This is a genomic window from Pseudomonas sp. LBUM920 (assembly GCF_003852315.1).
GTDB lineage: Bacteria > Pseudomonadota > Gammaproteobacteria > Pseudomonadales > Pseudomonadaceae > Aquipseudomonas.
Genome location: NZ_CP027762.1, coordinates 5,668,178 through 5,680,666, shown reverse-complemented (window position 1 = coordinate 5,680,666; position 12,489 = coordinate 5,668,178). Strand labels below are relative to the sequence as shown.

The window sequence follows — 12,489 nt, the reverse complement described above, 5'->3', positions numbered from 1 at the left end:
TATCCACAGGCCGTTCCACAGGCATTGTGGGTAACGCGCACAGTTCAATGACACCCTGATGACGTCCACACCCGCTGAGCGCTGTGGTGCAGGATGCCGTGGCGGCGGGCCAGGGCCGGGCGGTCTTTGCTGTAGCCGCCACCGATCACGCCCATCACCGGAATGTCGCGGCCCAGGCAGTGGCGCATCACGCTCTCGTCGCGGGCGGCAACGCCTGCGTCTGTCAGCTTGAGGTAACCGAGGGCGTCGTCCTTATGCACATCGACACCGGCGTCGTACAACACCAGGTCAGGCTGGTAGAGCGGCAGCAGGTAGTTGAGCGCGTCGTCCACCACCTTGAGGTAATCGGCATCGCCCATGCCCATGGGCAGCGGGATGTCCCAGTCGCTCTGAGCCTTGCGTGCGGGGAAGTTCTTTTCACAGTGCAGCGACACGGTGATGGCATCCGGCGTGTCGTGGAGGATGCGTGCAGTGCCGTCGCCCTGGTGCACGTCGCAGTCGAAGATCAGCACGCGGTTGACCCGGCCGCTGGCCAGCAGGTAATGGCTGATCACCGCCAGGTCATTGAAGATGCAAAAGCCGGCGGGGTAATCGTAATGGGCGTGGTGGGTGCCGCCCGCCAGGTGGCAGGCCAGGCCGTGTTGCAGCGCCTGTTCGGCCGCGAGGATCGAGCCGCCGACCGCGCGCACGGTGCGACGCGCCAGGGCTTCGTTCCACGGCAGGCCGAGGCGCCGTTGGTCTTCGCGCGACAGCTCACCGCTCATGTAGCGCTCGATGTACCCCGGTTCATGCGCGAGGGCCAGAATCTGCGCCGGGCATACCTCTGGTCGCAGCAATTGGCTGTCCTCGGTCAGCCCGCTGTCCACCAGGTGGTCGCGCAACAGGCGAAACTTGTCCATGGGAAACCGGTGGTCTGCCGGGAACTCAGGGCTGTAGTCATCGTGGTAGATCAATGGCAATGGCATGGGATTTTCTGACGGGAACCTGCGAAGGATCTTACCAGCGCTGTACACTCACGCACATGGCAAGGGAGGGGACCCATGGAGCCGATACTGGAATTGGAAAGCGCGCGCTTGCTGCTGCGCCAATGGCGCGACAGCGACCTACCGGAATTTGCGCGCATGTGCGCCGACCCGCAGGTGATGCGTTATTTCCCGGCCAAGTTGAGCCACTTGGAAAGCGCGGCGTTGATCGGCCGGATTCGCGGGCATTTCGCTGAATACGGCTTTGGCCTGTGGGCCTTGCAGCGCAAGGACACCGGCGAATTTATCGGCCTGACCGGGCTGCTGAATGTCAGCTTTGAAGCGGACTTTACCCCGGCGGTGGAAATCGGCTGGCGCCTGGCCCGCGAACATTGGGGGTTGGGGTACGCCAGTGAGGCGGCGTGGACCGCGCTGCGGTGTGGTTTTGACCGACTGCAGCTGGATGAAATTCTCGCCTTCACCACCGAAACCAATCTGCCATCACAAAAAGTCATGCAGGCCATCGGTATGCATTACGATCCCCAGGCAGATTTTGAACACCCCAAGGTCGCAGCCGATGATCCGCTGCGCCATCATGTTTTGTATCGCATCACCCGCGCCCAATGGTTGGACACGCTGCACGGATAAGCAGCCCGGAATGCCCTCTCGATTGTTGTAGGAGTTGCTCTATGAGCCAAGTATTGGAAGATCTGGTGGACTTGCTGACCCTGGAGCCGATCGAGGAAAACCTCTTTCGCGGCCGCAGCCAGGACCTGGGTTTTCGCCAACTGTTCGGTGGCCAGGTGCTGGGCCAGTCGTTGTCGGCTGCCAGCCAGACCGTAGAAGAAGCGCGACATGTGCATTCCCTGCATGGTTACTTCCTGCGCCCAGGCGATGCGTCATTGCCGGTGGTGTACTCGGTTGACCGTGTGCGCGATGGCGGCAGTTTCAGCACGCGCCGCGTCACGGCGATCCAGAAGGGCAACCCGATTTTCACCTGCACCACTTCGTTCCAATATGACGAGAAGGGCTTTGAGCACCAGAGCACCATGCCTGTGGTGGTCGGCCCGGAGAACTTGCCGTCCGAACTGGAACTGACCCAGCAGCGTGCGCACCTGATCCCCGAGCACATGCGCGACAAGTTGCTGTGCCCCAAGCCGATCGAAGTGCGCCCGGTGACCGAAAAAGACCCGTACAACCCGCAGCCGTCCGACCCGGTCAAGTACGTGTGGTTCCGAGCCGACGGCGCGCTGGCCGACGCGCCCGCGCTGCATAAATACCTGCTGGCCTACGCCTCGGATTTTGGCTTGCTGACCACCTCGTTGCTGCCCCATGGCAAGACCGTGTGGCAAAAGGATATGCAGGTCGCCAGCCTCGACCACGCGCTGTGGTTTCATGCCGACCTGCGCGCCGATGACTGGTTGCTGTACGCCATGGACAGCCCGTGGGCCGGTAACTCGCGCGGTTTCTCGCGCGGCAGCGTGTACAACCGCGCCGGGCAACTGGTGGCCTCGGTGACCCAGGAAGGCTTGATTCGCCATCGCAAGGACTGGGCATGAGCCTGTCGGACGTCAAGCATTGGGTGTTTGACATGGACGGCACCCTCACGGTCGCCGTGCATGATTTTGCGGCGATTCGCGTGGCCCTGGAGATTCCGCCCGAGGACGACATCCTCACGCACCTGGCAGCTTTGCCGGCGGACGTGGCGGCAGCCAAGCACGCGTGGTTGCTTGCGCATGAGCGCGAGCTGGCTGTGGGGGCAGTGGCGGCGCAAGGTGCGGTGGAGCTGGTGCGCGAGCTGGCCGGGCGCGGTTATCGCCTGGGCATCCTGACGCGCAATGCGCGCGAGTTGGCGCACATCACGCTGCAGGCTATTGGCCTGGCGGACTGCTTTGCCGTCGACGATGTGCTCGGGCGTGAAGATGCGCCGCCCAAGCCGGACCCGGGTGGTTTGCTGAAACTGGCGCAGGTTTGGAAGGTGGCGCCGAGCGAGATGGTGATGGTCGGGGACTACCGCTTTGACCTGGATTGCGGGCGGGCGGCGGGGACCAGGACGGTGTTGGTGAATGTGCCCGAGAACCCTTGGCCGGAGTTGGCGGATTGGCACGCTGAGGATTGCGCGGCCCTGCGCCGGATGATTTAGCCCCAGCACTGAAGGGCCAATGTGGGAGCGGGCTTGCTCGCGAAAGCGGTGGATCAGTCACTGATGAGTCGACTGAATCCGCCTTCGCGAGCAAGCCCGCTCCCACCTTTTTATCCGGTTTCGTCAGCTGTTTTTACTTAGGGAACAACACCTTCTCGCCCTGAGGCGAAGTAAACATCTTGTCCCCGTCGTGCCCAACCCCTGGCACTTCCACCAGCCTCTGAGTCAGCTGCGGATGACGCTGCTTGAGGTAGTCAAAGTAGTTGTGCCCACGAATCAGGCGATACGCTCCCTGGGTTTCGGCCTCGCAGCTTTTATCCAGCGCCGGGTGGTTGGGGTCGGTGTCCTGTTGGCCGAGCAGGTAGGTGATGTCGCGTGACACGTAAGCCTGCTCAAGCTGCTGCGCACTCTGGCCCTTGGCGTAGTCCGGCAGGTTTTGCATGCCGTACTTCCAATCGTTGAAGCCAGGGCAACTGGCCGTGTCGAATTTCACCGGGCGTTGTGGGCTGAAGTAGGCGTAGGACGACGGGTTGGCCACCACGTAACGCAGGCTGATGCCTTCGGTTTGCAGCAGCGGGTGGTCGTGGCCGGTGAGGGCGAAGCGCTGCACCACCTGGCCGCCGCCGGAATGGCCGGCCACTACGATTTCCTTCAACGCCGGGAACAGCTTGCGGTTGCCCAGGTGCTTGATGATCTGGTCGAGCGCGCCGTAGGAACTGAGCTGGCCAGGGCCCGTCGAGGCGTCGCCGGCCATCCAGTCATTGCCGTTCCAGCGCAATACCTGGGTGCCCAAGTGGTTGCGCTTTATGTCGGACTCGTTGAGAAATTGCGGCGCGATCACCAGGGTGGTGGCAGCAACCCCGGCGTGTTCGGCTGCGTCTTCGCCGCTTTGCAGGTAGGTCTGTGCGTTGCGCAGGCGGCCATGCACGATGATCAGCGCGCGGGTCACGTTGGGCAGCGGCTGGCTCCAGTCCTGGCTCAAGCCCAGGCTGAGGTCACCGGCGTCCAGGTGGAAACGATCGGGGCTGACCACTTTGACGCCGTGTTCTTTCTCGGCGGCCCAGGTGGAGGAGGAACAGGCAATCATCACGCCGAACAGCAATCCCAATCGTTTATTCATCTAAAGACTCTTCGCTGTAAAAGTGTCGCATTGAGTGATCTGGCCCGCTGCGAAGCCGGTCTTGAACCAGCGAACGCGCTGCGCAGAGGTGCCGTGGGTAAACGAGTCCGGCACCACGCGGCCCTGACCCTGCTGTTGCAAACGGTCATCGCCGATGGCGTTGGCCGCGTTCAGTGCTTCTTCAATATCGCCGGGCTCCAGCCAGTTCAGGCGTTTTTGCGCACGGTTGGCCCACACCCCGGCAAAGCAATCGGCTTGCAGTTCCTGGCGTACCAGCAGGCCGCCGTCGCCTTGCATCTGGCGGCCTTGTTGGCGCGCGGCTTGAATCTTGGCCGAGATGCCCAGCAGCGTTTGCACGTGGTGCCCGACTTCGTGGGCGATCACGTAGGCCTGGGCGAAATCGCCGGCGGCCTGGAAGCGCTGCGACATTTCCCGGAAGAAATCCAGGTCCAAATACACCTGCTGGTCAGCCGGGCAATAAAACGGGCCGCTGGCCGAGGTGGCGCCACCGCAGGCGGAATTGACCCGACCACGGAACAGAATCAGTTTCGGGTTCTTGTAGACCAACCCGTTTTCCTTGAACACCTGGCCCCAGGTGTCTTCCGTATCACCCAGAATCGCGCGGACGAAATCGGCCTGCTGGTCATTGGCCGGCGGTGCCTGGCGCGACTGCGTGCTCACCGACGGCGCTTGCTCCGCCTGGCCGGTCAATTGGCCGAGGATCTGCAGCGGGTCCTGGCCGGTCAGCCAGCCAATACCGACGATCAACACAATTGCCGTCAGGCTCAGCCCCTTGCCGCCGCCAAACCGCATGCCGCCACCGCCGCCGCCACTGTCATCGCGGGCATCTACCACGTTGTCGCTGCGTCGGCCTTTTTTCCATAGCATGGGGCAATCCTCTCGTTAAACCTGTCGAACACTTTTCTAAGAGCAGTGTTGTTGGTGCGTATGAATGGCGCCAGCCCGGCTGTCCGACAAGCAACGAGAGTTGCCTAGTATCGTTGCTGTCAGGCCGTGCGGGCAGGGGCGCCAGATGAAAGTTGTGTCACGTTGATTGGGTCAGTCGCGGCAATAGCCTTCGCCGGTATCGACGATCAGGCAGTCCTTTTTATCCGCCAGCCATTTCAGGCCAGTGGCCTCACCGTCACCGGCGCTCAATTGTTGCGGGCCGTCCGGGCGGGTAAAGGCGATACCGTCTTCGTTGGCTTCACCTTTGAAGGTGCCTTCGTCGTCGGCGTCAAGGCCGTACTTCATGGTCAGAACGTAGTGGCCGCGGCCGATGCTGTCGTCCTTGGCGATGGTCAGGTTCAGGCCTTCGACGCCGATCCACTTGCCGACCCATTTGTCGGTGGGCGGTGTGGCCGGTACCAGGGTGGCTTGCACCGAGGCCGGGGCCGGCTTGGGCGCTTCTTTGGACTCCTGGTTACAAGCAGTGAGCAGGACGAGAGCAGAAAGAACAAAGAGTGTCTTTTTCATAGCGGCAAGGCCTTGGTTAAAAAGTGCAACGCGCGGGCAAAGGTGCAGCGTTGGACTCGAATCCGGTGATTTAGTGCGCTGTTCGCACGGTGTTTGGTTATGCTCTTGGGGCGCACGCAGGCCCGCCTGCTAGATTACCGGGTTGAGTGCCTGCGTGTTCAGTGCTCAGCGTTCAGCCCGCCATGCAAGAGAATTCAATGACTGTCAGTACACCCCTTTCCGGCGTCAACCATCCCTTCAAAGGCATCCTGCTGATTGTGGTGGCGACGTTTCTGTTTTCCAGCCACGACGCCTTGTCCAAATACCTGGCCGGGTTCTACCCAATTGTGATGGTGGTGTGGGCGCGGTACCTGGTGCACACCTTGCTGATGGCCGGCATTTTCCTGCCGCAGTCGGGTTTGCGCGTGCTGCGCAGCAAACGCCCGGGCATGCAGGTGGTGCGTGCGTTGTGCCTGCTGGGCACCAGCCTGTTTTTTACCGCGGCGCTGCATTACATCCCCTTGGCGGAAGCCACGGCGGTGAACTTCCTGGCGCCGATCCTGGTGACAGCATTGTCGGTGCCCTTGCTCGGTGAACACGTGACACGTGGCCAATGGCTGGCGGTGATCTGCGGGTTTGTCGGCGTGCTGATCATCATCCACCCCGGCGGTGAGCTGTTCACGCCTGCGGTGCTGCTGCCGCTGTGTTCGGCGTTGTTCTTCTGCTTCTACCAGTTGCTCACGCGCATCCTCAGCCAATACGACACGCCGACCACCAGTAACTTTTTCGCCGGCCTGTGCAATACCCTGGTGATGAGTGCGCTGGTGCCGTTCTTCTGGCAGTTGCCCACGGTGTGGCATGGCGTGCTGATGCTGGCGTTGGGCACGTGCGGCATGACCGCGCACTTGATGTTGACCCAGGCCTTCCGGTTTGCGGCGCCGGCCTTGCTGGCACCGTTCGGCTACTGCCAGATCGTGTTTGCGGGTTTGTTGGGCTGGCTGGTGTTCAACCATACCCCCGACATGACCACGGTGGTCGGCATCGGGGTGATCTGCATGAGCGGGTTGGCCGCTGCCTGGCAGCAGCGGCGGCGTTGAATCAAACCTCGACTGTCGGAATCTTGCGCGGTGCCATGAAGTACATCCAGGTCAGCGCGATGAAGTACATCGCCGGGATCAGGGTGAACAGCACGGTGTAGTTGTTGTTCGTGACCGTGAGGATATGGCCGACGATCTGGGTCATGAACATGCCGCCGATGGCTGCGCACATGCCGCCGAAACCGAACACCGTGCTCATCATGTGCTTGGGCGTGTAGTCCATCACCAGGCTCCAGATGTTGGCGGTCCAGGCCTGGTGCGCGCCGATGGCCAGGGAGATGGCGAACACGGCGACCCACAACTGGCTGGAGCCGGCGGCCATGATCACGCCGACGATGCAGCAGGCAAACAGCAGCATCGACAACAGCCGCGCCTTGATCGGATTCATCCCACGGCCGATCAGGAATGACGACAGAATCCCCCCACCCACGCTGCCGAAGTCGGCTGTCAGGTAAATGATGATCAGCGGGATGCCCATCTGGGTCACGTTGATGCCCAGGTTGTATTGCTGGTTCAAAAACGGCGGCAGCCAGTACAGGTAGAACCAGAACACAGGCGCGGTCATTGCGTAGGCAAGGGCGAAGGCCCAGGTGCCGCGCATGCGCAGGATGCGGCTGAAGGGCACGCTGGGTTGCGGCGGTTCGACTTCCTGCTGCACGTAGTCCAATTCGGATTGTTTGACCGTCGGGTGGTCTTCCGGGTTGTAGTACTTCAGGCCCCAGCACACCAGCCATATCCCGCCCAGTGCCGACATGCATAGAAACGCTGCCTGCCAGCCCCAGACGTGAAGGATCAATGGCAGCAGCATCGGCGTCATCATCGCGCCCACATTGGTGCCGGCATTGAAAATACCGGTGGCCACTGCGCGCTCGCCGGCCGGGAACCACAACCGCGTGGTCTTCACGCAGGCCGGGTAGTTGGCGGCCTCGGTCAGCCCGAGAATGAAGCGGCACACCATAAAGCCCACGGCCGACGTCGCCAGGCCATGGGCGCCCGTGGCCAGGCTCCACAGCAGCACGGCGCAGAAAAACACGCGCTTCACGCCAATTCGATCAATCAGCCGGCCTTGCAGCACAAAGCCGATGGCGTAGCCAACCTGGAACCAGAAGTTGATGTTGGCGTAATCCATCGCCGTCCAGCTCATTTCCTTGGCCAGGATCGGTTGCATCACGCCCAGCGCGGCGCGGTCGATGTAGTTCAGGGTGGTGGCGAAAAAAACCAGGGCCAGCATGCCCCAGCGGGTTTTGCCCACGGCCATGGCGCCGCGGATTTTGTCGCCGATGCCGCTGTGCGGATTGCTGTGGCGCACGGCCACGGCGGGAGTTTGCGAAGGCATGAGGTCGTACCCGTTTTTTGAAATTTTTATGGTGTGTTCTGGGTCTTGATACGTGTTCGATGGTGCGCAGTGGCTAAAAACTCGTCAATTCGCGGATTGCCATTTTGTTCGATAATCGCCCAAAAAACTAACCGGTTCGTACATTTCAATTGCTGTCCACAGTTTAGCGGCCAATAATTTGCCGTAAATAAGACGAGCCTCATTTGCCGGGAGTCGCCCCATGCAACGCTCCATTGCCACTGTTTCCTTGAGTGGAACCCTGCCGGAAAAACTCGAAGCCATTGCCGCTGCCGGGTTTGATGGTGTGGAAATCTTCGAAAACGATCTGCTGTATTACGACGGCAGCCCACGGGAAGTTAGGCAGATGTGCGCCGACCTGGGTATCGCCATTACCTTGTTCCAGCCGTTTCGCGACTTTGAAGGCTGCCGCCGCGACCGCCTGGCGCGCAACCTGGAGCGCGCCGAGCGCAAGTTCGACTTGATGCAGGAGCTGGGCACCGACCTGGTGCTGGTGTGCAGCAATGCCTCGGCCGATTGCGTCGGCGATGAGCAGATTTTGCTCGACGACCTCAGCCTGCTCGCTGAGCATGCCGGTCGCCGTGGCCTGCGCATCGGCTATGAAGCGCTGGCCTGGGGCAAGCACGTGAATACCTGGCAGCAAGTGTGGAACCTGGTGCGCCAGATCGACCACCCGAGCCTTGGCGTGTTGCTCGACAGCTTCCACACCCTGTCGCTCAAGGGCGACCCGAGTGCAATCGCCCAGATCCCGGGGGACAAAATCTTCTTTGTGCAAATGGCCGACGCACCGATCCTGGCCATGGATGTGCTGGAGTGGAGCCGGCATTTTCGCTGCTTCCCGGGGCAGGGTGAGTTCGATCTGGCGGGGTTTCTTGCGCCGATTATCCAGAGTGGCTACAGCGGGCCGTTGTCCCTGGAAATTTTCAACGATGGTTTTCGCGCAGCCCCGACGCGGGCGAATGCGGCGGATGGCTTGCGCTCGCTGTTGTACCTGGAAGAGAAAACCCGCGAGCGTCTCAAGCAGCAAGCGCCTGCTCAACCGGTCGACCTCCTGTTTGATACGCCGGCCGCCAGCGAGTACAACGGCATCGAATTTCTGGAGTTTGCCGTGGATGAAAACCTCGCAGCCAAGCTCACCCAATGGCTGGAGCGCCTGGGTTTCGTCAAGGCCGGGCAGCACCGTTCCAAGAGCGTGAGCCTGTTGCGCCAGGGCGATATCAACCTGATCCTCAATTGCGAACCCTATTCTTTTGCCCACAACTTTTTTGAAGCCCACGGGCCGTCGCTGTGCGCCACTGCGATTCGGGTCAAGGACAGCGCCAAGGCGTTGCAGCGGGCGGTGGCTTACAAGGGCCAGCCATATCGGGGGCTTGTAGGGCCAAATGAACTGGAGCTGGCCGCCGTGCGTGCGCCGGACGGCAGCCTGATTTACCTGGTGGATCAGAACGAAGGCGGGCTGTACGGCACCGACTTCAATCTGCAACCGACTACCGCCTCAAGCGGCGGCCTGCTGCGCATTGACCATATGGCCATGGCCTTGCCCGCCGACAGTCTCGACAGTTGGGTGTTGTTCTACAAGAGCCTGCTGGATTTCGAAGCCGATGATGAAGTGGTGCTGCCTGACCCCTACGGCCTGGTGAAAAGCCGCGCGCTGCGCAGCCGTTGCAGCTCGATTCGCCTGCCGTTGAACATTTCCGAGAACCGCAACACGGCGATTTCCCACGCGCTGTCGAGCTACCGCGGCTCGGGGGTGCACCACATCGCCTTCGACTGCGCGGATATTTTCGCCGAGGTGAGTCGGGCCAAGGAGGCAGGTGTGCCGTTGCTGGACATCCCGCTCAACTACTACGACGACCTGGCGGCGCGCTTTGATTTTGACGACGAGTTCCTCAGCGAGCTGGCGTACTACAACGTGCTGTACGACCGTGACGCCCAGGGCGGTGAGCTGTTTCATGTGTACACCGAGCCGTTCGAAGGGCGGTTTTTCTTCGAGATCATTCAGCGCAAAAACGGCTATGCCGGGTATGGCGCAGCCAACGTGGCCGTGCGCCTGGCGGCGATGGCCAAATCGCGTAGCGGGGCGCCGCGACAAGCACGGTTATGACGGCGCGGCCAGGTGCTTCCTTCGGGAAGCGCCTCGGCCCATAATCGCGGCCTGCACAACAAAAATGGCCGTGAGCGCACCATGACCCTGACCCCCGATCTCTCCGCTGTGTCAGACGCACCGCGCAAGAGTCGTAAGAACAATCCGGAAAAGACCCGCGAAAACATCCTGCAGGAAGCGATCGTCGAGTTTGTCCAGCAGGGCCTGTCCGGCGCTCGCGTGGATGCCATCGCCGAACGCATCCACACCTCCAAACGCATGATTTATTACTACTTCGGCAGCAAGGAGCAGTTGTACGTCGAGGTGCTGGAGAAGCTCTACGGCGACATTCGCAATACTGAAACCCGCATGAACCTCACCGCCCTGGAGCCGCGCGAAGCGATTCGGCGGCTGGTGGAATTCACCTTCGATCACCATGACCAGAACGTGGATTTCGTGCGCATCGTCAGCATCGAAAACATCAACAACGCCGAATACGTGAAGCGCTCGGATTCGATCAAGGCGATGAACAGCAATATTCTCGAAGGGCTTGGTGCCACGTTGCAGCGCGGCGCCGAGCTGGGCGTGTTCCGCCAAGGGCTGGACCCGTTGGACGTGCACCTGCTGATCAACTCGTTCAGCTTTTACCGGGTGTCCAACCGCCATACGTTCAGTGAGATCTTTCAGATCGAGTTGTCGGACGAAGCGGTTAAGCAGCGGCATCGGGAGATGATCTGTGAGTCGGTGATGCGTTACCTGCAAGCCTAAATCCATCGAGTAACCCGGGTGGGAGCGGGCTCGCTCGCGATTGCGGAGTGTCAGCCAATACAGCTGGCGATTGACACAGCGCTTTTGCGAGCAACCCCGCTCCCACATGGGGTTCGGTTTCAGCAGTCAGGTATTCATGCTCTGGAAGTGCGCCAACATCCTCTGCGCATCCGGCCTCTGGCCACTGAACAGTTCAAACGCCTTCACTGCCTGAAACACCGCCATGTTGCCGCCATCCAGCGTGCGGCAACCCAGGGCGCGGGCATCGCGCAGCAGCTCGGTTTCCAGCGGGAAATACACGATTTCTGCGACCCATAATGCCGCCCGTAACAGCTGGGCCGGTACCGGTGTGCCGGGCAGCTTGGCCATGCCCATCGGCGTGGTGTTGACCAGCCCATCGGCCTCGGCCATGGCGCTTTCCAGGTGGTTGCCGACCTGCGCGCGCCCGGCGCCAAAACGCTGGGCAAGGTTATCCACCAGGTCCCGAGCGCGGGCGACGTCCACGTCGAAAATGCTCAGGTGGTGCACGCCTTCGGCCAGCAGCGCGTGGGCCACCGCCGCGCCCGCGCCGCCGGCGCCCATCTGCACCACATGCTGGCGCGCGACGTCATTCAAATTGCGCCGGAACCCTTCGGCGAAGCCCAGGCAGTCGGTGTTGTGGCCGATGCGTTTGCCGTTCTTGAACACCACGGTGTTGACCGCGCCAATACCCATGGCTTCGTCGGACAATTCGTCGAGCAATGGCAGAATCGCCTGTTTGCACGGGTAGGTAATGTTCAAGCCGGTGAACTGCATCATCTCGGCGGCGTCCAGCAGGTCGGGCAGGGCATTGAGGTTCAGCTGCAGCGGTTCCAGGTCGATTAGGCGATACAGGTAGCGCAAGCCCTGGGCATCACCTTCGTGTTCATGCAGGGCCGGCGTGCGGGAGGCCTGGATACCTGCGCCGATCAGGCCGGCGAGGATGCGCGGTTTCATCGGGCTCACCCTTTCAACGTGTGGCTGAAGTGTTCCAGGGCCAGGTGGTAACCATGGCTGCCGAACCCGGCGAGCACCGCCTTGGCAATGGGCGACACAAACGAGTGATGCCGAAACGCCTCACGCGCGTGCACATTGGATAAATGCACTTCGATCACCGGCACTTCGCTGGCCACCAGTGCGTCGCGAATCGCTACCGAGGTGTGGGTCCAGGCTGCCGGGTTAATCACGATGCCAGCGCAACGGGCGCGGGCGCTGTGGATCCAGTCGAGCAGTTCGCCTTCGTGGTTGGTCTGGCGGAATTCGATTTTCAACCCGAGTTTTTCCGCGCTGCGCCCGCACAGGGCGGCGATGTCGGCCAGGGTTTCATGGCCATAGGTGGCGGGCTCGCGGGTGCCGAGCAGGTTGAGATTGGGGCCGTTGAGCACCAGCACGATGGGCGGCATTGGGGTATCTCCACAGTTATTATTGGTTGTGGAGATAAAATGTACTGGATGGTTAATTTGGTCAATTGACGGCGGCGGATCTGTTC

Annotated in this window: 13 protein-coding genes; 6 read left to right on the top strand and 7 right to left on the bottom strand. The window is 61.4% G+C overall.

Annotated features, from left to right (window positions below; translation table 11 throughout):
* Window positions 1-44 precede the first annotated feature (44 nt).
* Entirely contained in the window at window positions 45-965 is a 921-nt protein-coding gene (locus C4J83_RS26310) for a histone deacetylase family protein (RefSeq protein ID WP_106579320.1), read from the bottom strand.
* A gap of 75 nt (window positions 966-1,040) precedes the next feature.
* On the opposite strand from C4J83_RS26310, the gene C4J83_RS26305 reads away from it, so the two are divergent.
* Genes C4J83_RS26305 through C4J83_RS26295 form a run of 3 tightly spaced genes read left to right on the top strand, consistent with a single transcriptional unit; the run spans window position 1,041 to window position 3,105 of the window.
* Entirely contained in the window at window positions 1,041-1,610 is a 570-nt protein-coding gene (locus C4J83_RS26305) for a GNAT family N-acetyltransferase (protein ID WP_106579319.1), read from the top strand.
* Window positions 1,611-1,651: 41 nt separating this feature from the next.
* Window positions 1,652-2,521, top strand: coding sequence for an acyl-CoA thioesterase II (tesB, locus tag C4J83_RS26300; protein ID WP_119740941.1), 870 nt, complete (start codon window positions 1,652-1,654; stop codon window positions 2,519-2,521).
* Window positions 2,518-3,105: an HAD family hydrolase gene (locus tag C4J83_RS26295; protein ID WP_119740943.1), complete on the top strand. Its 588-nt coding sequence runs from the start codon at window positions 2,518-2,520 to the stop codon at window positions 3,103-3,105. The genes tesB and C4J83_RS26295 overlap by 4 nt, the downstream gene beginning before the upstream one ends.
* 133 nt (window positions 3,106-3,238) lie before the next feature.
* Here the strand turns inward: C4J83_RS26295 and C4J83_RS26285 are convergent, their stop codons facing one another.
* The 3 genes from C4J83_RS26285 to C4J83_RS26275 all read right to left on the bottom strand — a co-directional run bounded on the left by C4J83_RS26285 (window position 3,239) and on the right by C4J83_RS26275 (window position 5,701).
* On the bottom strand, window positions 3,239-4,225 hold the full coding sequence (locus C4J83_RS26285; protein WP_124418515.1) for an alpha/beta hydrolase: 987 nt from the start codon (window positions 4,223-4,225) through the stop codon (window positions 3,239-3,241).
* Window positions 4,226-5,113, bottom strand: coding sequence for a KPN_02809 family neutral zinc metallopeptidase (gene ypfJ / locus C4J83_RS26280; RefSeq protein ID WP_119740949.1), 888 nt, complete (start codon window positions 5,111-5,113; stop codon window positions 4,226-4,228).
* Window positions 5,114-5,284: 171 nt separating this feature from the next.
* Window positions 5,285-5,701 (bottom strand): membrane lipoprotein lipid attachment site-containing protein, encoded by a 417-nt coding sequence (locus tag C4J83_RS26275; RefSeq protein WP_106579314.1) that lies wholly within the window; start codon window positions 5,699-5,701, stop codon window positions 5,285-5,287.
* A 197-nt stretch (window positions 5,702-5,898) separates the two neighbouring features.
* Here C4J83_RS26275 and C4J83_RS26270 point away from each other — a divergent pair, with 197 nt between their 5' ends.
* The gene (locus tag C4J83_RS26270) at window positions 5,899-6,777 is read left to right on the top strand and encodes a DMT family transporter (protein ID WP_106579313.1); all 879 of its coding nucleotides are present in this window, start codon (window positions 5,899-5,901) and stop codon (window positions 6,775-6,777) included.
* A 1-nt stretch (window position 6,778) separates the two neighbouring features.
* Here C4J83_RS26270 and C4J83_RS26265 read toward each other — a convergent pair whose 3' ends face one another.
* Entirely contained in the window at window positions 6,779-8,113 is a 1,335-nt protein-coding gene (locus tag C4J83_RS26265; RefSeq protein WP_119740953.1) for an MFS transporter, read from the bottom strand.
* A gap of 220 nt (window positions 8,114-8,333) precedes the next feature.
* Here C4J83_RS26265 and quiC point away from each other — a divergent pair, with 220 nt between their 5' ends.
* Both quiC and C4J83_RS26255 read left to right on the top strand, forming a co-directional pair.
* Window positions 8,334-10,235 (top strand): 3-dehydroshikimate dehydratase QuiC, encoded by a 1,902-nt coding sequence (gene quiC, locus C4J83_RS26260; protein WP_124418514.1) that lies wholly within the window; start codon window positions 8,334-8,336, stop codon window positions 10,233-10,235.
* 81 nt (window positions 10,236-10,316) lie between these two features.
* Window positions 10,317-10,982: a TetR/AcrR family transcriptional regulator gene (locus C4J83_RS26255; protein WP_124418513.1), complete on the top strand. Its 666-nt coding sequence runs from the start codon at window positions 10,317-10,319 to the stop codon at window positions 10,980-10,982.
* Between the two features lie 126 nt (window positions 10,983-11,108).
* Here the strand turns inward: C4J83_RS26255 and C4J83_RS26250 are convergent, their stop codons facing one another.
* Both C4J83_RS26250 and aroQ read right to left on the bottom strand, forming a co-directional pair.
* The gene (locus C4J83_RS26250; protein ID WP_106579309.1) at window positions 11,109-11,957 is read right to left on the bottom strand and encodes a shikimate dehydrogenase; all 849 of its coding nucleotides are present in this window, start codon (window positions 11,955-11,957) and stop codon (window positions 11,109-11,111) included.
* A 5-nt stretch (window positions 11,958-11,962) separates the two neighbouring features.
* A complete protein-coding gene (gene aroQ / locus C4J83_RS26245) occupies window positions 11,963-12,403 on the bottom strand; it encodes a type II 3-dehydroquinate dehydratase (protein ID WP_106579308.1) in 441 nt (146 codons plus the stop codon).
* Window positions 12,404-12,489: the final 86 nt, after the last annotated feature.

Bases quoted from the DNA above. Each gene is read 5' to 3' on its own strand.
- C4J83_RS26250 (WP_106579309.1), bottom strand. From the start codon at position 11,957: ATGAAACCGCGCATCCTCGCCGGCCTGATCGGCGCAGGTATCCAGGCC.
- C4J83_RS26255 (WP_124418513.1), top strand. From the start codon at position 10,317: ATGACCCTGACCCCCGATCTCTCCGCTGTGTCAGACGCACCGCGCAAG.
- C4J83_RS26275 (WP_106579314.1), bottom strand. From the start codon at position 5,701: ATGAAAAAGACACTCTTTGTTCTTTCTGCTCTCGTCCTGCTCACTGCT.
- ypfJ (WP_119740949.1), bottom strand. From the start codon at position 5,113: ATGCTATGGAAAAAAGGCCGACGCAGCGACAACGTGGTAGATGCCCGC.
- C4J83_RS26270 (WP_106579313.1), top strand. From the start codon at position 5,899: ATGACTGTCAGTACACCCCTTTCCGGCGTCAACCATCCCTTCAAAGGC.
- tesB (WP_119740941.1), top strand. From the start codon at position 1,652: ATGAGCCAAGTATTGGAAGATCTGGTGGACTTGCTGACCCTGGAGCCG.
- C4J83_RS26285 (WP_124418515.1), bottom strand. From the start codon at position 4,225: ATGAATAAACGATTGGGATTGCTGTTCGGCGTGATGATTGCCTGTTCC.
- aroQ (WP_106579308.1), bottom strand. From the start codon at position 12,403: ATGCCGCCCATCGTGCTGGTGCTCAACGGCCCCAATCTCAACCTGCTC.
- C4J83_RS26310 (WP_106579320.1), bottom strand. From the start codon at position 965: ATGCCATTGCCATTGATCTACCACGATGACTACAGCCCTGAGTTCCCG.
- C4J83_RS26295 (WP_119740943.1), top strand. From the start codon at position 2,518: ATGAGCCTGTCGGACGTCAAGCATTGGGTGTTTGACATGGACGGCACC.
- C4J83_RS26305 (WP_106579319.1), top strand. From the start codon at position 1,041: ATGGAGCCGATACTGGAATTGGAAAGCGCGCGCTTGCTGCTGCGCCAA.
- quiC (WP_124418514.1), top strand. From the start codon at position 8,334: ATGCAACGCTCCATTGCCACTGTTTCCTTGAGTGGAACCCTGCCGGAA.
- C4J83_RS26265 (WP_119740953.1), bottom strand. From the start codon at position 8,113: ATGCCTTCGCAAACTCCCGCCGTGGCCGTGCGCCACAGCAATCCGCAC.